The organism is Ralstonia sp. UBA689, from assembly GCF_002298975.1.
Taxonomy (GTDB): Bacteria; Pseudomonadota; Gammaproteobacteria; order Burkholderiales; family Burkholderiaceae; genus Ralstonia.
In genome coordinates this window covers 110,147-128,774 of the sequence record NZ_DBMV01000033.1, presented here as the reverse complement: position 1 = coordinate 128,774, position 18,628 = coordinate 110,147, and the positions used below count along the sequence as shown (strand labels likewise).

The following is an 18,628-nucleotide window of genomic DNA, read 5'->3' as shown; positions in this document are numbered from 1 at the left end:
GACGCCTGGGGATGCCTTCAGGCCGCCGGCTGGCGATTGTGCCAGTCGGTCGCCTGCTGGAACGCATGCGCGATCTGCAGCATGCGTGCCTCTTCAAAATAGTTGCCGATGATCTGCAAGCCAACCGGGAGACCGTTTGCGCCAAAACCGGCCGGCACGCTCATACCCGGCAGGCCGGCCAGGCTGGTCGACAGCGTGAAGATGTCGGCCAGGTACATCTGCACCGGATCGTCGGTCTTCTCGCCCAATTTCCATGCAACTGTCGGCGCCACGGGGCCCATGATCACGTCGCACTGGCCAAAAGCGTTCTGAAAATCCTGCGCGATGATGCGGCGGATTTTCTGCGCTTGCAGGTAGTAGGCGTCGTAATAGCCGTGCGACAGCACGTAGGTGCCGACCAGGATGCGGCGCTTGACTTCCCAACCGAAGCCTTCGGCGCGGGATTTGCGATACATGTCGGCCAGATCGCGGTATTCGGCCGCGCGGTGGCCGTAGCGCACGCCGTCGAAGCGCGACAGGTTGGACGACGCCTCGGCCGGGGCAATCACGTAATACGTCGGGATCGACAGTTCCGTCTTGGGCAGGCTGATGTCGACCAGCGCGGCGCCCAGCTTTTCCAGCTCGGTCAGCGCGGCGCGCACGGTGGTGCGCACATCATCGGCCAGGCCCTCGCCAAAGTACTCCTTGGGCAAGCCGATGCGCAGGCCGGCCAGCGGGCGGGCCGAATCGGCACCGCCAGCGGCGCCTTGCAGCGGCTGGCCGAGCAGGCGGCCGAAGTCCTCCACGTCGCCGCCGCGACCCGGTTCCAGGCTGGTGGAGTCGCGCGGGTCAAAACCGGCCATGGCCGAGAGCAGCAGCGCGCAATCCTCGGCGGTGCGCGCCATCGGGCCGCCCTGGTCCAGCGACGAGGCGAAGGCGATCATGCCGTAGCGCGACACGCGCCCGTACGTCGGCTTGATGCCCGTAATGCCCGAGAACGACGCCGGCTGGCGGATCGAGCCGCCTGTGTCGGTGCCGGTCGCAGCCGGGGCCAGATCAGCCGCCACCGCCGCCGCCGAGCCACCCGACGAGCCGCCCGGCACGTGATCGACGTTCCAGGGGTTGCGCACCGGGCCGAACGCCGAGTTTTCGTTGGACGAACCCATGGCGAACTCGTCCATGTTCGTCTTGCCCAGCGTCACCATGCCGGCGGCACCCAGGCGCTCGACCACAGTGGCGTCGAACGGGCTGACGTAGTTGCCGAGCATCTTGGAGCCGGCCGTGGCACGCCAGCCGCGCGTGACGAACACGTCCTTGTGCGCGATCGGCACACCGGTGAGCGGCGTGGCGTTGCCGGCGGCAATGCGCGCGTCGGCGGCCTGCGCCTGGGCGAGCGTCTGCTCGACATCGACATGGGTGAAGGCGTTGAGGCTGGCCCCGGCCTCGATGCGCGACAGGTAATGGCGCGCCAGTTCCACCGCCGAAACTTCCTTGGCGGCGAGTTGGGCGGACAGGGCTTTGATCGTGGATGCGGTCATCGAATACGTTCGGATGGGCTGCCGGCGGCGGCCGGCGACAACGAATGGAGGCTCAAGTCGGGTGCGGCGGCGCCGTTTACTCGATCACTTTTGGCACAAGGTAGAGGCCGGCTTCAGTGGCCGGGGCGCATTGCTGGTAGTCGGCGCGGCGGTCGGACTCGGTCACGGCGTCGTCACGCAGGCGCTGCGCCTGGGCCTGCACTTGCTCGATCGGGTGGGCCATCGGCTCGATGCCGGTGGTGTCCACGGCTTGCATCTGCTCGACCAGCGTGAAGAACTGGTTGAGCTGCGTGAGGGTCTGCGCCGCCTCGCCTTCGGAGACTTCGATACGGGCGAGATGGGCGATGCGTTTGACGTCGGAGAGTTCGAGTGCCATCGGAGTGGATCAGTGAGTGCGGCAGCGAGCGGGGCAACGTGCGCAAACTGCGGGAAGCGGCGGCAACTGCGCGTGGAGCGCGCTCAGGTTGCGCCGATCGGCCGCAAATTTGGCGCCAAACGCCCGCGAAATGCCCGAATTATAAGGTATGATTGCCGACTAAATTTCTAATCAGCAGGCGACTTCGTGCAGTCACGGACCCTTTGATTAAGTGCCCCCGGGCCGCCCCGGCAGCAGCGCCAGCAATTCTGCCGACACTTAATCAAAGGTTCCTTGGGGCCACCCTCTCCGGGTGGCTCACCCTCGGCAGGATGGCCCGTGCCACGGCACGCCACCGCCGGCCGCCACGGAGCCCGCAACATTCCCGGGAGCGCAGTAGCAGGATCGGACCGCATGGCATGCCCTGCTTTGGTCCGCGCATCGGTGCAGCCGTTGTACCGAGACCTCGCTGCTGAGCCGCCCATGACCCGAAAACAGGATTCATTCGATGTTCGGCTTTTTGCGCAGCTACTTCTCCAACGATCTCGCGATCGACCTCGGCACCGCCAATACCCTGATCTACGTCCGCGACAAAGGCATCGTCCTCGACGAGCCGTCGGTGGTGGCCATCCGCCAGGAAGGCGGCCCGAATGCCAAGAAAACCATCCAGGCCGTCGGCAAGGAAGCCAAGCAGATGCTCGGCAAGGTGCCGGGCAATATCGAGGCGATCCGCCCGATGAAGGACGGCGTGATCGCCGACTTCACCGTCACCGAGCAGATGCTCAAGCAGTTCATCAAGATGGTGCACGACAGCAAGCTGCTGCGTCCGAGCCCGCGCATCATCATCTGCGTGCCGTGCGGCTCGACCCAGGTCGAGCGTCGCGCCATCCGTGAATCGGCGCTGGGCGCCGGCGCCAGCCAGGTGTACCTGATTGAAGAGCCGATGGCCGCGGCCATCGGCGCCGGCCTGCCGGTGTCGGAGCCATCGGGCTCGATGGTGGTGGACATTGGCGGAGGCACCACCGAGGTGGGCATCATCTCGCTGGGCGGCATGGTCTACAAGGGCAGCGTCCGCGTGGGCGGCGACAAGTTCGACGAGGCCATCGTCAACTACATCCGCCGCAACTACGGCATGCTGATCGGCGAGCAGACCGCAGAAGCCATCAAGAAGGAAATCGGCTCGGCCTTCCCGGGTTCGGAAGTGCGCGAGATGGAAGTGAAGGGCCGCAACCTGTCGGAAGGCATTCCGCGCGCCTTCACGGTGTCGTCCAACGAAATCCTGGAAGCACTGACCGACCCGCTGAACCAGATCGTGTCGTCGGTGAAGATCGCGCTGGAACAAACCCCGCCGGAACTGGGCGCCGACATCGCCGAGCGCGGCATGATGCTCACCGGCGGCGGCGCGCTGCTGCGCGACCTGGACCGCCTGCTGGCCGAGGAAACCGGCCTGCCGGTGCTGGTGGCCGAAGATCCGCTGACCTGCGTAGTGCGCGGCTCGGGCATGGCGCTGGAGCGCATGGACAAGCTGGGCAGCATCTTCTCGTACGAATAACGGGATCATGCGCCACGCTCGTCTGCCGTCGTTCGCATACGCCGCACCTGCGGCTGTCGCGAGCCGCTGACAATGCGTCCCGCGCCGGTGCGCCGTGCTCTGCCCACCCCGGGCCCCAGCACCGCACCGACGCCACCCCCAATCTGTAACCGGCAGGCCGATCGCGCGCCTGCCGTGCTCATCTGAAGCGTCCGGGTCATGGATTACTCCCCGCCGCCCCTCTTCAAGCAGGGCCCGTCCGCCACCGCGCGGCTGGTCGCCCTGCTTGCGCTTGCGCTCATGCTGCTGGTGGTCGATGCCCGCATGTCGGTCCTGGGCGTGGTCCGGCAGGTCGTGTCGGTCGTGCTGTACCCCATCGAACGCGTGGTACTCATCCCGCGCGATACGGTACGCGCGGCGCTGGACTACACGCAATCGTCCACCAAGCTCGCCACCGACAACCGCACTCTGCGCGAGTCGGCCGTGGCGCAAGCGCAGCAGTCGCTGCGCGCCTCGCAGCTCGAAGCCGAGAACCGCAACCTGCGTACGCTGCTGAACCTGAAGCAGCACGCCGCCGTGCCCACTGCGCCGGCGGAAGTCCTATACGAAGCGCGCGACCCTTACACCCAGCGCATCGTCATCGATCGTGGCACCAAGGACGGCATCCGCGCCGGCTATCCGGTCATCGATGACCGCGGCGTGGTCGGCCAGATCACGCGCGTATCGCTGTTCGAATCGCAGGTGACGCTGCTGACCGACAAGGACCAGGCGATTCCCGTGGAAGTCGTGCGCAACGGCCTGCGCAGCGTCGCCTTCGGCGGCGCCCGCCCGGGTGCGCTGGACCTGCGCTTCATGGCCGCCTCGGCCGATCTGCAACAAGGCGACCTGCTGGTGACGTCGGGCCTGGACGGCGTCTATCCGGCCGGCCTGCCGGTGGCGCGCATCACGCAGATCGAGCGTAAGGCCGACACCGCATTCTCGCGTGTGATCTGCGAGCCGGTGGCCGGCATCCGCAGCAACCGACACCTGCTGATCGTGAAGTACGAATCGGGCTTCCCGCCGCCAATGGACCTGGCGCCGGCCTCCGCCCCCAAGGGCAAGAACGCCGCGCGCGAGGCCCGCGAAGAGAAGGACCGCGCCGCGCGCGCCGCCGCCGAGGCCAACGTGCCCGCTCCCGACGAAAACAACCCGCCGCCGCGCCCAACCGACGCCGATGGCAATCCGCTGGATACCGATCCGGCGCAAAAGCGCTAAGCGAGGACAGACCATGAACTCGCCCCAATACCTGCTGCGCCCGGTCAACCCCGGCTTCATCGCCTTCAGCTTCGTCCTGGCGTTCCTGTTCAACCTGATGCCCTGGGGCCACATGCAGTGGATCCCAGACCTGGTGGCACTGGTGCTGGTGTTCTGGAACATCCACCAGCCGCGCCGCGTGGGCATGGTGGTCGCCTTCCTGCTGGGCCTGCTGATGGACGTGCACGAGGCACGCCTGCTGGGTGAGCACGCGATGGCCTACACGCTGCTGTCGTACTTTGCGATCACCATCCACCGACGCGTGCTGTGGTTCTCGGTGCCGTCACAGGCGCTGCACGTGCTGCCGCTGCTGGTGCTCGCGCACGCCGTGCCGATCGTCATCCGCCTGCTGATGGGCGCACACCTGCCGGACTGGCAGGTCATCCTGCCGCCGCTGATCGAAGCGGCGCTGTGGCCGTTCGCCAACGCCATCCTGCTGGCGCCGCAGCGCCGCCCGGAGAGCGTCGATGAGACGCGCCCGATCTGATGCGCCGTCTGGGTAGTTCCGCATGACCGAAATCCGCAACGTCGAACAGGAGCTGTCGCGCTTTCGCCTGCGACTGGCGGCGGCCGCGCTGTTCGTGCTGGTCTGCTTCGGGCTGCTGCTGGCGCGCTTCTTCTGGCTGCAGGAGGTCAAGCACGAGCAGTACTCGGCCAAGGCGGAAGACAACCGCATCTCGGTGGCGCCCATCGAGCCCAACCGCGGCATCATCATGGACCGCAACGGCGTGGTGCTGGCGCGCAACTACTCGGCGTACACGCTGGAGATCACGCCGTCCAAGCTGCAGGACACGCTGGACAACACCATCGACCAGCTCGCCCAGGTGGTCGACATCCAGCCGCGCGACCGCCGCCGCTTCAAGCGCCTGATGGAAGACGCGCGCAGCTTCGAGAGCCTGCCGATCCGCAGTCAGTTGACCGATCAGGAGGTCGCTCGCTTCTCGGCGCAGCGCTACCGTTTTCCGGGCGTGGATGTGCATGCGCGGCTGTTCCGCCAGTACCCGCTGGGCGAAACGGCAGCGCACGTGATCGGCTACATTGGCCGCATCTCGGAGCGCGATCTGGAGCGCATCGACAACATGAGCGATGCCAACAGCCAGCCGGGCGTCACTTACGATGCGCGCAAGGATTCCAACAACTACAGCGGCACGGAATACATCGGCAAGGTCGGCATCGAGCAGAGCTACGAGACCGAGCTGCACGGCCTGACCGGCTACGAAGAAGTGGAAGTCAGCGCGGGCGGCCGGCCGATCCGCACGCTGTCCACCTCGCAGGCGACGCCGGGCAACAACCTGATCCTGTCGCTCGACATCAACCTGCAACGTCTGGCCGAGCAGCTTTTCGGCAACCGTCGCGGTGCTCTGGTGGCGATCGAGCCCGAGACTGGCGACATCCTCGCCTTCGTCTCCAAGCCGACGTTCGACCCGAACCTGTTCATCGAGGGCATCGACAGCACGACCTGGAACGAGCTGAACAGCTCACCGGACAAGCCGCTGCTGAACCGCCCGCTGCGCGGCACGTATCCGCCGGGCTCGACGTACAAGCCGTTCATGGCGCTGGGAGCGCTGGAGCTGGGCAAACGCACGCCGCAGTGGGGCATGGCCGATCCGGGCTCGTTCACGCTGGGCAACCACACGTTCCGCGACGACGTGCCGGGCGGGCACGGCTGGGTCGACATGTACCGTTCCATCGTGGCGTCGTGCGACACGTACTACTACCGGCTCGCCAACGACATGGGCGTCAATGCCATCCACGACTTCATGAAGCCGTTCGGCTTCGGGCAGGTCACGGGCATCGACATCGAAGGCGAGCGCACCGGCATCCTGCCCTCCACCGACTGGAAGCGCAAAGCCTACAAGCGCCCGGAACAGCAGAAGTGGTACGACGGCGAAACCATCTCGCTGGGCATCGGCCAGGGCTACAACAACTTCACCATCCTGCAGCTCGCGCACGCCGTCTCGACGCTGGCCAACAACGGCGTGGTGATGAAGCCCCACCTGGTGAAGGCCGTCGAGGATTCGCTCTCCAAGGCGCGCGCGCTGACGGTGCCGACCGAGAGCTACCGCATCCCGCTCAAGCAATCGAACATCGACGTGATCAAGCATGCGATGGTGGGCGTGAACCAGTCCGGTACGGCGGCCAAGGCCTTTATCGGCGCGCAGTACGTGTCGGCAGGCAAGACCGGCACAGCGCAGGTGTTCTCGCTGGGCAAGAATGAGAAGTACAGCCACCACGCACTGCCTGAAAGCAAGCGTGACCACGCCCTGTTCGAGGCCTTCGCCCCGGCCGACCATCCGAAGATCGCGCTGGCGCTGATCGTCGAAAACGCGGGCTTTGGTGCCGCCTCGGCCGCACCGATCGCACGCGCGGTCATGGACTATTACCTGACCGGCAAGTGGCCGACCGAACTGGCCACCACCGCGCCGAAGCAGCAACCGCAACCGCCAGTGGATACACCGAGCGTGTTCTCGACCGGCAAGACTGCCACCATCGCCAGCGCCACGGCCATGCCGCCGGCAGCCGCGGAGGCACCGGCTGCTTCGGGCGCGGCAGCCTCGGCACCGGCCGCCAGCAGCACGGCCACCGCTCCGGCATCGACGCCGGCAGCTTCGGCCCTGGCAGCCGGCACACCGCGCAACGCGCCGCCCATGTCGCCCGACCTGGTGGCACCCGCCCTGCGCGAGGCCGGCACCAGCGCCGAGGCTGTCGCCCCAGCCACGCTCGACGCCCAGGTGCTGCAGGCCCTCTCGCATGCCCAGCCGGCCCCCGAGCTGCCCAGCCCGCGCGGACGCGGCAATGCCGCTGCCACCACTTCGGCACCGGCCACCGCCCCCAAGGGCGCAAAAGATGCCAAGCCGGGCAACAAGCCCGCCCCGAAGCCCGCGCACAAACCGACGCCCAAGCCCACACCGGCCGCGTCGGCCGCGCCCTGATTCTTGCGCTTGGAGGAACCTCATGGACAAGCTGGACAAGCGCCGCATCTTCAATGTCATCAAGTCGCTGTTCACCGGCTTCGACAAGCCGCTGGCGCTGATCGTCTTCCTGCTGCTGGGCACCGGACTCGTCGCGCTGTATTCAGCCGCCATCGACATGCCGGGCCGGCTGGAAGACCAGGTCCGCAACATCCTGCTGTCGTTCGTGCTGATGTGGATCATCGCCAACCTGCCCCAACAAACGCTGATGCGCTTTGCGGTGCCGCTCTATACCGTTGGCGTGGCGCTATTGATTGGCGTGGCGATGTTCGGGTTGATCCGCAAGGGCGCGCGGCGCTGGCTGAACATCGGCGTGGTGGTGCAGCCCTCCGAGATCATGAAGATCGCCATGCCGCTGATGCTCGCGTGGTACTTCCAGAAACGCGAGGGTGTGATCCACTGGTACGACTACGTGGCCGCCGCCGTGCTGCTGCTGATTCCGGTGGGCCTCATTGCCAAGCAGCCTGACCTGGGTACGGCACTGCTGGTGCTGGCCGCCGGCATCTACGTGATCTACTTTGCCGGTCTGTCGTGGCGGCTGATCGTGCCGGTGCTGGTGATAGCGGTGACGGCGATCACACTGGTGGTGTCGTTCGAGTCGCGTATCTGCGCGCCGGGCGTGAACTGGCCGATCCTGCACGACTACCAGCAGCACCGCGTCTGCACGCTGCTGGACCCGACCACCGACCCGCTGGGCAAAGGCTTCCACACCATCCAGTCGATCATCGCCATCGGCTCGGGCGGGGTAACGGGCAAGGGCTGGCTGAAGGGCACGCAAACCCACCTGGAGTTCATCCCCGAGAAGCACACCGACTTCATCTTCGCGGTCTATTCCGAGGAGTTCGGGCTGGTGGGCAACGCCGTGCTGCTGTTCCTGTACCTGCTGCTGATCATCCGCGGGCTGTTCATCGCAGCGAACGCGGGCACGCTGTTCGGGCGCCTGCTGGCCGGGTCGATCACGCTGATCTTCTTCACCTATGCCTTCGTCAACATGGGCATGGTGAGCGGCATCCTGCCCGTGGTGGGCGTGCCGCTGCCGCTCATCAGCTACGGAGGCACCGCGCTTGTCACGCTGGGCATGGGCATCGGCATCCTGATGAGCATCGCGCGACAGAAACGCTTCGTGCAGACGTAACAAAACGGCCGCCAAGATTGGCGGCCGTTGCGTTTTCAGAGCCCGCTGTTCGAGCCGGCCCTCAGGCTGCCACGGCCTCTTCGCGCAGCAGACGCCGCAGCACCTTGCCGGTGGCCGTGGCGGGCAACGCATCGTGGAACTTCACGCGCCTCGGCACCTTATACGGCGCCATGTTCTCGCGCGACCATGCAATCAGCTCGGCTTCGGTAAGCGTCACGCCGCTCATGGGCACCACATGCGCGCACACCACCTCGCCCTTGTCGGGGTCGGGCATGGGCGTGACGGCCACCTGGCGGATACCTGGGTGGCGTGAAAGCAGTGACTCCACCTCCTCCGGAAACACGCTGTAGCCCGACACCTTGATCATCTCCTTGATGCGGCCCTGCCATTGCAGGTAGCCGTCGGGCGAGACTTGGCCGATGTCGCCAGTGCGCAGGAAACCGTTGTGCAGGGCGGCACGCGTGGCTTCGTCATGCTGCCAGTAGCCGCGGAACACACCGGGGCTGCGGATGGTGATCTCGCCGGCTTGGCCGGGGGGCAGCTCGGCGCCAGTGTGCGGGTCGACGATGCACACCTCGGTCTGCGGCACGATCTTGCCGTGCCAGCCCCAACGCGGGGCGTCGGCGGGGGTAATGGCGTCGCAGGTGTGCGTCTCCGACAGGCCGTAGGCGGCTTCGTAGATAGCGCACTGCGGGCCGGCAAAAGCACGCCATTGCTGGGCGATCGCCTCCGTGAGCGTCACGCCGAAGCTGGTGCACGGGTTGGCAACAAGCGATTCCATGCGGTACTGGGCAGCGTCCGGATGCGCCATCACCGCCAGGTTCATCGGCGTCATGCTGTACCAGCGCGTGACGCGGTAGCGGTCGATGGCCTGCAGCACGGCCAGCGGGTCGAAGCGGTAGAGCAGGATGGTGGTGGCGCCGGCGTAGAGCATCACGTTCATGCCCATCAGCATGCCGGCGATGTGCGACAGCGGCGCCACCGCCAGCAGCACGTCGGATGCCTGGATGCCGCCCACCTGCACCGTCACGGCGGTCTTGTACAGCGCGTTGCGGTGCGTGAGCATGGCCCCCTTCGGGCGACCGGTGGTGCCAGAGGTATAGACCATCAGCGCCACCTCATCCAGGTCAACCGGAATAGCGGCGACGGCATTGCGCTCGGCCACATCCACGGGCTCGGCCAGCAATTGCATCAGGTCGAGCTGCGCAGCGCCCGGCTTGTTCTTCGGCGGCGGCGTCGATGAGGCATCGGCCGCAATCAGCTCCGGCGGCACTGCCAGCGCCTTGCGGCACGCCGGCTGCGCCGGCTGCAGATCGGCATAGCGGGTGGTGATGACGGTCGCCACCGAGGTGCCCGGCCGCGCAGCCTCGACGATGGGCATCAGATCGGCCGCCGCCACCAGGACCTTCGCGCCGGAATCGGCCAGTTGGTCACGCAACTCGTGCTGGCGCGACAACGGCCCGCACGGCACAACAATGCCGCCCAGCTTGGCCGTGGCCAGATGCGCGAGGATGGCCTGCGGGCAGTTCTGCAGGAACAGCGCAACACGATCACCGCGCACCACGCCCAGCCGCCGCAACTGCACCGCCAGCCGCGTCGCCAATTGGTCCAGCTCGCGCCAGCAGATCGTGCGGCCATACCAAAGCAAGGCGATGCGCTCGGGTGTCTGCTGCGCGTGGTGGGCGCAGTAGCGGTGCAGCGGCATCTCGCCCACCAGATAGTGGACCGGCTCGCGGTTCTGGATGGTCATTGTGGTGTCTCCTCGGCCGTCGGCATCGCGCTGCGATGCGCTGGCCTTGATGGCAGCCCTCGTGCCGGGGCGCTCACGCGGGTGGCGTTTCGTGGCATCCATGTTTGAAGTATGGCGAGGTCGCGTTGCCCCCGCCGCATCGATTTGCGCAAGACCGTGTTCCACCCGCAATCAGAGCAGAACGTGATCTCGTGCAACACGGATTCCATGAAAATCTACCGTTCGGTATAGAGTCTCGGCGCAAATCCGCTGTTGCGTCAATCGGTGAGAAGTCGGATAGCTAGCCTCGTCAGCGGGACTCACGAAGTGTAAAGAATGCCGCCAGCCCAATATAAGCGTGCACTCACATTCTAGGTTTGACCCACGACAATGAATTGTGCAGACCAACATTAAAGATTTGATATCACAGAAGATTTGTTCTATTTTCGACAACAAATCATGTGAGAGGCTGGAATGGATCGTTTGCAGTCGATGCGGGTGTTCTCCAAGGTGGTGGAGCTTGGCAGCTTCGCCCGGGCGGCCCAGCATCTGTCGATGAGCAATGCCGTGGTCACGCGCTACGTGGCCGATCTGGAGGCGCACCTCGGCACGCGCCTGCTCAACCGCACCACGCGCAGCCTGTCGCTGACCGACGTGGGCGAGACCTACCTGCAGCGCTGTCAGCAGATCCTGCTCGACATCGACGAAGCCGAATCGCTGGCCACCTCGCGCAGCCAGGCGCTGGTGGGCAGTCTGCGCATCGTCGCACCGGTGATGTTCGGGCTGCACGTGCTGCCGATGCTGCTGGCGCGCTTCCAGCAGCTCTACCCGGAAGTCACCTTTGATGTGGCGCTATCCGACCGCCCAATCGACATTGTCGAAGACGGCCGCGACATCGGGATCATGGTTTCGGAACTCGGCCTGGGTTCGCACCTGGTGGCGCGCCGCATGATCTCCGCCGAAATGGTGATGGCCGCGACACCCGCCTACCTGCGCCAGCACTCCACACCACAGCGCGCCGAAGACATCGCCGAGCACCGCGTGATCGCCATGTGGCACCCGCAACTGCGCCACGAATGGGAGATGTCCACGCCCGATGGTCAGCAGATCGCCGTGCCGGTGCAGCCCTCGCTGGTGACGAGCAACGCCGAGCTGATGCACCGGGCCGTGCTGGCCGACATGGGGATCGCCATCCTGTCTTCATACATGGCGCGGCCGGATCTGGAGTCGGGGCGGCTGGTGCGTGTGCTGCCGCAGTACAAGTTGCCGCACCGGTCGTTGTCATTGGTGTACCCAAGCCGCAAATTCCTGCCGACCAAGGTGCGCACATTCATCGACTACATGCTGGCCCAGGCGATGGAGGTCAAGCACAGCGAGGCGCGCGCCGGCCGCGGCCTGAGCGAAGCCGCATAAGCGGGGCCGCATCGCCAAAACAAAACGGGAGGACAGTGTCCTCCCGTTTGCGTTGATGCCTGCGAAACAGCGATCAGGTTTCGCTGGTGCTTTCCTCGTCGGCCTCGGCTTCAGCGGCTTTCTTGCGCGCCGGGGCCTTCTTGGCGGCCGTCTTGCTTGCGGTCTTGGCAGGCGCCTTCTTGGCAGCGGGCGTCTTGGCCGCAGCTGTCGTCTTCTTCGCCGCGGTCTTGGCGCCGGGCTTGCCCTTGCCTTCGCCGCGCGGCTCGAATTCGAAGCCTATCTTGCCGTCCGGCTGCTTGACCAGGAACGCCTTGAAGTTGCGGCCCGTGCGCGCCGACTTGAAGCCGGTCAGCAGGTCAGTCTTGCCGTCAGTCAGCAGCTTGGCCAACTGCTCGCGGCTAATCTCCTGCTGCAGGATGATCTTGCCGGTGGTGAAGTCACACGTCTTGGGCTGCGCCACGGCGTTCTCGCACACGTACTTCAGGCCGTGCTCGTAGACGTTGCCGTTGCACTTCGGGCAGTGGCCAACGCTTTCCTGGCCGGAGAAATCGACCGGCTCGCCATCGTCTTCGTCGCTCTGGCCGAAGTCGAACTCCATCTTCCAGTGACCATCTTCCTGCGCCAGCTTGAGGATGGCCGCAAACGGCCGGCCCATCTTGCTACGGAAGCCCTGCAGCGGGCCGATGGTCTTGTTGGTCAGCAGCTCTTCCACCTCGTCCAGCTCGAACTGGCGGCCGCCCGGGATCTTGCTGATCGAGAAGTCGCAGTGGCTGCAGGCGAAGCGGCGGTAGTTTTCCTTGACCACGTGGCCGCATTGCGGGCACGGCGTGGAGAGCGTCGCGTAGTCGCCGGGGATGGTGTCGCTGTCGTATTCCTTGGCGCGCTTGACGATCTGCTGCGTCATCTGCGCGATCTCGCGCATGAATTCGTCGCGCTCCAGCTGACCGCGTTCGATGAGGGAAAGCTTGTGCTCCCAGCCGCCGGTCAACTCGGCTTGCGTGAGTTCTTCCACGCCCAGACCGCGCAGCAGCGTCATCAGCTGAAACGCCTTGGCGGTCGGGATCAGCTCCCGGCCTTCGCGCACGAGATACTTTTCCGTCAGCAGCCCTTCGATGATGGCCGCGCGCGTGGCTGGCGTGCCCAGGCCCTTGCCTGCCATGGCTTCACGCAGCGCATCGTCGTCGACGAGCTTGCCGGCACCCTCCATGGCGGAGAGCAGCGTCGCTTCGTTGTAGCGTGCGGGCGGCTTGGTGGTGAGGCCAACCGGCTCGACCTTGTCCGTCTTGACCTTCTCGTCCTTGGCAACCGGCACGAGGTTGGCATCTTCGCCCTGCGCTTCGCGGCCGTACACGACCAACCAGCCCGGGTTCACCAGCACCTTGCCTTCGGTCTTGAAGTGATGCCCGGCCACCTCGGTAATCCGCGTCGTAACCTGGTATTCGGCCGCCGGAAAGAACACCGCCAGGAAGCGACGCACCACCAGGTCGTACAGCTTCTGTTCCGGCTCCGACAGATTCTTCGGTGCCTGCAGCGTCGGGATGATGGCGAAGTGATCGCTGATCTTGCTGTTGTCGAAGATCCGCTTGTTCGGCTTGACCCACTGGTTGGCCAGGATCTTCTTCGCGTGCGTCAAATAGTTGGGCGAGCTTTCGCCCAGCATGTCCAGCGTCTGCTTGACCGTGCCCATGTAGTCTTCGGGCAGCGCGCGCGAATCGGTACGCGGGTAGGTCAGCACCTTGTGCTTTTCATACAGCGCCTGCGCCAGGCCCAGCGTGTTCTTGGCCGAGAAGCCGAAGCGGCCGTTGGCCTCGCGCTGGAGGCTCGTCAGGTCGAACAGCGCCGGCGACATCTGCGTCGACGGCTTCGATTCTTCCGTCACCGAGCCCGGCTTGTCGCGGCACGCAGCCACGATGCTCTTTGCCTCGGCCTCGCTCCACAGGCGCGAATCGCGCTGCTCGGGGTCGAACTCGTTCTTCTTGAACTTCGGGTCGAACCAGCGGCCTTCGTACAAGCCCGCTGCGGCGATGAATTCGGCGCGCACTTCCCAGTAATCGCGCGGGACGAAGCGTTTGATCTTCTCTTCGCGCTCCACCACGATCGACAGCGTGGGCGTTTGCACGCGGCCTACGGTGGTCAGGAAGAAGCCGCCGCCCTTGCTGTTGAACGCGGTCATCGCGCGCGTGCCATTGATACCGACCAGCCAGTCGGCCTCGGAGCGGCAGCGTGCGGCATCCGCCAGCGGCATCATGTCTTCGTTGCTGCGCAGCTTGCCAAAGCCATCACGGATGGACTGCGGCGTCATCGATTGCAGCCACAGCCGCTTCACCGGCAGCTTGGTGTTCGCGTGTTGCGCGATCAGGCGGAAGATCAATTCACCTTCGCGCCCCGCGTCACAGGCGTTGATCAGGCCGGTCACGTCCTTGCGCTTGATCAGGCGCGTCAGCACCTTCAGGCGCGATTCCGACTTGGCGATCGGGCGCAGATCAAAGTGCGGGGGGATCACCGGCAGATGAGCGAAGCTCCATTTGCCGCGCTTGACTTCGTATTCATCGGGCGCAGCAATCTCGACCAGGTGGCCAACCGCCGACGAGAGGACGTATTCGTCGCTCTCAAAGTACTCGTCGTGCTTGGTGAAGCCACCCAGCGCGCGCGCAATATCAGCGGCGACCGACGGTTTTTCGGCAATGATGAGAGCCTTGGACATGTGAGCGGATCCTGGCGATCGCAAGCAATCAGGTAAACAAGAGGTCGCTTATCTATAGCGACCGTTCGCGTGGGTTTTGTAGAGTCTTATGGCTTCGCGGGCCGACTTTCAAGTGTTGCCAGGGGCCATCTGGACTCGAATCGGAACCCCCGGCCCCAAATTTGGCCGCCAATCATAAGCGCGGTTCCTTTTCAAGCGCAATAGAGTGGCGCATGCATCGCACGCCGTTGTCAAGGCTTGGTATCACGCCAATTCCAGCAGCCAGCCACGCAAGTCGGGTGCCGCGGGCACCGCCGGTGCGGAGCGCAAGTCACGCGAAAGCAGCCCCTCAACGACACCCGCATGCGGCAGTACGGGGCCGAAAAACAACACATCGCCGGCGTCATCCATGCGCTGGACCAGCAGGGTGGGGAAATTCTCGACGTCGAAATCGCCCAGGGCGTCGGCGTGGTCTTCCACATCCACCCACACGAAGCAGCATTCCGGATGCCGCGTCGCCAGCTCGGTGAAGGTCGTGCGATAGCTGCGGCAGGTGCCGCACCACTCGGCGCACAGGCAGGCGACCAGCAACTGCCCTGCGCGGATACGCGCATGCAGGGTGGCGGCGTTGGTGTCAGGGGAAAGCAGCGGCATGAGCGGCGGTAAGCGGCTGAAAGGTCGCACTTATTGTAGGCACGCTTTTACGGAAGCCGCAGGAAGCGCCCACCGGGTTGGCGCTCCACGCGGCCGTCCAGTTCCAGCGCCAGAAGCTGCGCCGACAGGGCGGCTGCCGGCTGGCCGGTACGCTCGCACAGGGTATCCAGATCGACGGGGTCGAAGCCAAGCGCATCGAGCAGTGCGGTTTCGGCGGCGCTTGGGGCAGGGCGGCCGGCCACCGCCGGCGTAATCGACGGGGCCTCAGCCGGTGCTGCGCGCGTGGCACGCTTGGCCGGCGCCGCGGCACGCGCCCAGCCCAGTTCATCGAGGATGTCGGCGGCGGTCTCCACCAGCTTGGCGCCCTGCTTGATCAGCAGATGGCAGCCCTTTGCCAGCGGTGAGTGGATCGACCCAGGAATCGCGAACACGTCGCGCCCTTGCTCGGCAGCCAGCCGCGCAGTGATGAGCGAGCCAGACTGCGCCGCCGCTTCCACCACCAGCAAGCCCCGCGCGAGGCCGGCGATCAGGCGATTGCGGCGCGGGAAGTTCTCGGCGCGCGCGCCCATGCCCAGCGGGTATTCGGAGACAATCAGCCCGGCCTCGGCAACACGGTGTGCGAGCGCCCGGTTGCGCGCCGGGTAAACAATATCGAGGCCGGTCCCCACCACCGCAATCGTGGAGCCTGGTCCGCCCAGCGCCCCTTCATGCGCCGCCGCATCGATGCCCAGCGCCAAGCCGGAGACCACCGTCACGCTGGCCGCGGACAGTGCCTGCGCAAACGCGCGCGCATTGTCGATGCCGGCCGCCGTGGCGCTGCGCGCGCCCACCACGCCCACCGCCGCCGCGCGCAGCAGCGATGCATCGCCCTTGGCGTACAGCAGGGTCGGCGGGTCCGGCAGTTCCAGCAGGCGGGGCGGGTAACCGCGATCAGCCAATGTGAAGACAGCGTTGCCCGGCTCGTCCAACCAAGCGACGGTACGCGCGATGAGCGCAGTCAGCGCTTCGTCGGGCTCGGCGAGCAGCGCGCGCGCCTGCCGCTCGGGCACCACCTTGGCGAGCGCGGAATACGACTGGGCGAAGATGTCTTGCGGCAAGCCGAAGGCCGCCAGCAGTTGGCGTGCCGCCACGGGGCCAACGCCGGGCGTTTCGGTCAGGCGCAGCCACGCGGCCAGTTCGGCCGGGTCACGCGTGGAAGAAAGAGGGTCGGTGGCGTCGGTCGCGGCACGCGCCGCGACCTGTGAGGCATCGGTCAAATCAGGACTGCAGGTGTGCGGCTCAGGGTTGCGTCATCGGGTTATTGACGGCATCGCCCACCTCGACGGTGTTCGAAGCGTCGGTCACCAGTGCGTAGGCCACGTGCGGGAACACGCGGAACACGAACGCCAGGCCATAGCGCTCTTCCGGCAATTGCACGCGCTGGTTGCCGGCAGTCGGATCCTTGACGATGGAACCGGCGCGCGACAGCGCCAGCACGTGACCAGGCTCCAGACCCTGCTGGCTGCCGATGTTCAGCACAACCACCTGATCAGTGCCGCCAAAGCGCACGCCGCCGGTCACCTTGGCGACCGCGCCGTGCACATCGCCTTCCGGCGCATGCGGCACGTAGCGCACCGGCACGCGCGGCGGCAGCGGCATCAGTTGCGTACCGACGCCCATTTCCTCCTTGGACGACAGCACCTCCATCTTGGTCACGGCCTGCGCACCGGTAGCCGCGCGCACCACGCGCAGCGTGCCCAGGAAGTCGGCTTCGAAACCGAGCACGCTGCCCGTCACGGGGTCCTTGAGCGGCCGCACGGGCCGGTAGCCCTGCCATTCGCTGCCGGCCTGACCCGCTTCGCCGCCCGGCAGGCCGCGGGCGTAGGCGGTCTCGCCCTTGCCCAGGTAGACGCGGCCCTCGGGCAGCCCGAAGACGCGCGCCGGCGTGGCGAGTGTTTCCGCATCCACGACGATTGGCTGCGTGAGGAACGGCTCGATGACCGCAGCGGGAATGCTGGAGATGGCGTCGCCGTCCTGGCCCGACACGCGGGCGTGCGGCGACAGGCGCACCGTGCTGCCATCAGCCGAAGCCGGCGAGCTCGACAGCCAGGCGCGACCATTGGCATGGTGCAGATACAGGATCTGTCCCGGATAGATCAGGTGCGGGTTGCGGATCTGCTCGCGGTTCATGCCCCACAGTTCGGGCCAGCGGTACGGCTGCTTGAGATACTTGCCGGAGATCGCCCACAGCGTGTCGCCACGGCGCACGGTGTACTGCTCGGGCGCGTTGGCGGCAAGTTCGGTTTCCGGGATGCCTGCCTGGGCGGCAGCGGTGGCCTGAGCCTGTTGCGCCGACGAGACAGCACGTTCAGCGGCGTGCACGGCACCCGCGCAAAAAAGCGCTGCCGCGGCAACCGCTGACAGGGCGCAAACGTAAGACTGGCGCGGTTTCATGGCGGACTTGAACAGCCTCGGTGTGTTACGATGGCGCATTATTCTTCGAAGAATCGGCGAGTGGTCCGCGTGGTATTCGACGCCTGGCCGCCGCCACTGTGCGCACATCGTGATGTCACGTTGCTGCAGCGTTTGGGGGGTATGGCATCGAACGTTCGTCAGGCTTTCTCCTAAGCCAAGTGGCGGATAGCGCCCCGATTCTGCATGACATTCGAAGCGATCGCAATTGAAGGCAACCCCTCGTTAGCGTGGCCTTCCGCAACCGTTGTTGCCAAGCATCATGGCCCTATTGAATATCCTGCAATACCCTGATCCGCGACTGCACAAGATCGCCAAACCGGTGGATGTTGTGGACGATCGCATCCGCAAACTGGTCGCCGACATGGCCGAAACCATGTACGAGGCGCCGGGCGTCGGCCTGGCCGCCACGCAGGTCGACGTGCACGAGCGCGTGATCACCATCGACGTGTCGGAGTCGCGCGACGAGCTGCGCGTGTTCATCAACCCCGAGATCACCTGGGCCAGCGCCGAGCGCAAGGCCTGGGACGAGGGCTGCCTGTCGGTGCCCGACATCTACGACAAGGTGGAACGCCCGGACCGCGTGCGCGTGCGCGCACTGAATGAAAAGGGCGAGACCTTCGAACTGGAAGCCGACGGCCTGCTGGCCGTGTGCATCCAGCACGAGATGGACCACCTGATGGGCAAGGTGTTCGTCGAATACCTCTCGCCGCTCAAGCAGACGCGCATCCGCTCCAAGCTCAAGAAGCATCAACGCGAGCTGGAGCATCAGCGCTGACACCCACCCCCATGCTCCCGAACATCGATGCTATCGACGCCCCCCCCAATTGATACCGACCGCCTCCGCCAAAGCGGGCACCCGCGTGGGCGCGCGCCATGGAAGGCCAACGCGCCG

14 protein-coding genes are annotated in these 18,628 nt (G+C 65.8%); 7 read left to right on the top strand and 7 right to left on the bottom strand.

Annotation, left to right across the window (positions count from 1 at the left end; translation table 11 throughout):
* Positions 1 to 17 precede the first annotated feature (17 nt).
* Together gatA and gatC are read right to left on the bottom strand one after the other, a co-directional pair.
* On the bottom strand, positions 18 to 1,517 hold the full coding sequence (gene gatA, locus B4F51_RS15085; protein WP_296226776.1) for an Asp-tRNA(Asn)/Glu-tRNA(Gln) amidotransferase subunit GatA: 1,500 nt from the start codon (positions 1,515 to 1,517) through the stop codon (positions 18 to 20).
* A 76-nt stretch (positions 1,518 to 1,593) separates the two neighbouring features.
* Positions 1,594 to 1,893 (bottom strand): Asp-tRNA(Asn)/Glu-tRNA(Gln) amidotransferase subunit GatC, encoded by a 300-nt coding sequence (gene gatC, locus B4F51_RS15080; protein WP_296226774.1) that lies wholly within the window; start codon positions 1,891 to 1,893, stop codon positions 1,594 to 1,596.
* Between the two features lie 487 nt (positions 1,894 to 2,380).
* Here gatC and B4F51_RS15075 point away from each other — a divergent pair, with 487 nt between their 5' ends.
* The 5 genes from B4F51_RS15075 to rodA all read left to right on the top strand — a co-directional run bounded on the left by B4F51_RS15075 (position 2,381) and on the right by rodA (position 8,803).
* On the top strand, positions 2,381 to 3,424 hold the full coding sequence (locus B4F51_RS15075) for a rod shape-determining protein (protein ID WP_011000026.1): 1,044 nt from the start codon (positions 2,381 to 2,383) through the stop codon (positions 3,422 to 3,424).
* 198 nt (positions 3,425 to 3,622) lie between these two features.
* Positions 3,623 to 4,657 carry a rod shape-determining protein MreC gene (gene mreC / locus B4F51_RS15070; protein ID WP_296226763.1) on the top strand — a complete coding sequence of 345 codons (1,035 nt, stop codon included), beginning with the start codon at positions 3,623 to 3,625 and terminating at the stop codon, positions 4,655 to 4,657.
* Positions 4,658 to 4,670: 13 nt separating this feature from the next.
* On the top strand, positions 4,671 to 5,183 hold the full coding sequence (gene mreD, locus B4F51_RS15065; RefSeq protein WP_296226762.1) for a rod shape-determining protein MreD: 513 nt from the start codon (positions 4,671 to 4,673) through the stop codon (positions 5,181 to 5,183).
* A gap of 22 nt (positions 5,184 to 5,205) precedes the next feature.
* Complete coding sequence (gene mrdA, locus B4F51_RS15060; RefSeq protein ID WP_296226761.1) at positions 5,206 to 7,629, top strand: penicillin-binding protein 2; 2,424 nt, start codon at positions 5,206 to 5,208, stop codon at positions 7,627 to 7,629.
* 22 nt (positions 7,630 to 7,651) lie between these two features.
* On the top strand, positions 7,652 to 8,803 hold the full coding sequence (gene rodA / locus B4F51_RS15055) for a rod shape-determining protein RodA (RefSeq protein WP_414706777.1): 1,152 nt from the start codon (positions 7,652 to 7,654) through the stop codon (positions 8,801 to 8,803).
* A gap of 61 nt (positions 8,804 to 8,864) precedes the next feature.
* On the opposite strand, the gene B4F51_RS15050 is transcribed toward rodA, so the two are convergent.
* Entirely contained in the window at positions 8,865 to 10,553 is a 1,689-nt protein-coding gene (locus tag B4F51_RS15050) for an AMP-binding protein (protein ID WP_296227089.1), read from the bottom strand.
* Positions 10,554 to 11,006: 453 nt separating this feature from the next.
* Here B4F51_RS15050 and B4F51_RS15045 point away from each other — a divergent pair, with 453 nt between their 5' ends.
* Positions 11,007 to 11,945 (top strand): LysR family transcriptional regulator, encoded by a 939-nt coding sequence (locus B4F51_RS15045; RefSeq protein WP_296226759.1) that lies wholly within the window; start codon positions 11,007 to 11,009, stop codon positions 11,943 to 11,945.
* Positions 11,946 to 12,018: 73 nt separating this feature from the next.
* On the opposite strand, the gene B4F51_RS15040 is transcribed toward B4F51_RS15045, so the two are convergent.
* The 4 genes from B4F51_RS15040 to B4F51_RS15025 form a co-directional block, all read right to left on the bottom strand.
* On the bottom strand, positions 12,019 to 14,649 hold the full coding sequence (locus B4F51_RS15040) for a DNA topoisomerase III (protein ID WP_296226757.1): 2,631 nt from the start codon (positions 14,647 to 14,649) through the stop codon (positions 12,019 to 12,021).
* A 243-nt stretch (positions 14,650 to 14,892) separates the two neighbouring features.
* Positions 14,893 to 15,282: a thioredoxin family protein gene (locus B4F51_RS15035; RefSeq protein ID WP_296226755.1), complete on the bottom strand. Its 390-nt coding sequence runs from the start codon at positions 15,280 to 15,282 to the stop codon at positions 14,893 to 14,895.
* Positions 15,283 to 15,329: 47 nt separating this feature from the next.
* The gene (dprA, locus tag B4F51_RS15030) at positions 15,330 to 16,538 is read right to left on the bottom strand and encodes a DNA-processing protein DprA (protein WP_296226753.1); all 1,209 of its coding nucleotides are present in this window, start codon (positions 16,536 to 16,538) and stop codon (positions 15,330 to 15,332) included.
* A gap of 22 nt (positions 16,539 to 16,560) precedes the next feature.
* Positions 16,561 to 17,754, bottom strand: coding sequence for a LysM peptidoglycan-binding domain-containing protein (locus tag B4F51_RS15025; RefSeq protein WP_296226751.1), 1,194 nt, complete (start codon positions 17,752 to 17,754; stop codon positions 16,561 to 16,563).
* Positions 17,755 to 17,995: 241 nt separating this feature from the next.
* Here B4F51_RS15025 and def point away from each other — a divergent pair, with 241 nt between their 5' ends.
* Positions 17,996 to 18,511, top strand: coding sequence for a peptide deformylase (gene def / locus B4F51_RS15020; RefSeq protein WP_296226749.1), 516 nt, complete (start codon positions 17,996 to 17,998; stop codon positions 18,509 to 18,511).
* The last annotated feature ends 117 nt before the right edge of the window (positions 18,512 to 18,628 follow it).

Coding starts and splice junctions, on each gene's coding strand:
- gatA (WP_296226776.1), bottom strand. CDS start 1,517: ATGACCGCATCCACGATCAAAGCCCTGTCCGCCCAACTCGCCGCCAAG.
- gatC (WP_296226774.1), bottom strand. CDS start 1,893: ATGGCACTCGAACTCTCCGACGTCAAACGCATCGCCCATCTCGCCCGT.
- B4F51_RS15075 (WP_011000026.1), top strand. CDS start 2,381: ATGTTCGGCTTTTTGCGCAGCTACTTCTCCAACGATCTCGCGATCGAC.
- mreC (WP_296226763.1), top strand. CDS start 3,623: ATGGATTACTCCCCGCCGCCCCTCTTCAAGCAGGGCCCGTCCGCCACC.
- mreD (WP_296226762.1), top strand. CDS start 4,671: ATGAACTCGCCCCAATACCTGCTGCGCCCGGTCAACCCCGGCTTCATC.
- mrdA (WP_296226761.1), top strand. CDS start 5,206: ATGACCGAAATCCGCAACGTCGAACAGGAGCTGTCGCGCTTTCGCCTG.
- rodA (WP_414706777.1), top strand. CDS start 7,652: ATGGACAAGCTGGACAAGCGCCGCATCTTCAATGTCATCAAGTCGCTG.
- B4F51_RS15050 (WP_296227089.1), bottom strand. CDS start 10,553: ATGACCATCCAGAACCGCGAGCCGGTCCACTATCTGGTGGGCGAGATG.
- B4F51_RS15045 (WP_296226759.1), top strand. CDS start 11,007: ATGGATCGTTTGCAGTCGATGCGGGTGTTCTCCAAGGTGGTGGAGCTT.
- B4F51_RS15040 (WP_296226757.1), bottom strand. CDS start 14,649: ATGTCCAAGGCTCTCATCATTGCCGAAAAACCGTCGGTCGCCGCTGAT.
- B4F51_RS15035 (WP_296226755.1), bottom strand. CDS start 15,282: ATGCCGCTGCTTTCCCCTGACACCAACGCCGCCACCCTGCATGCGCGT.
- B4F51_RS15025 (WP_296226751.1), bottom strand. CDS start 17,754: ATGCGCCATCGTAACACACCGAGGCTGTTCAAGTCCGCCATGAAACCG.
- def (WP_296226749.1), top strand. CDS start 17,996: ATGGCCCTATTGAATATCCTGCAATACCCTGATCCGCGACTGCACAAG.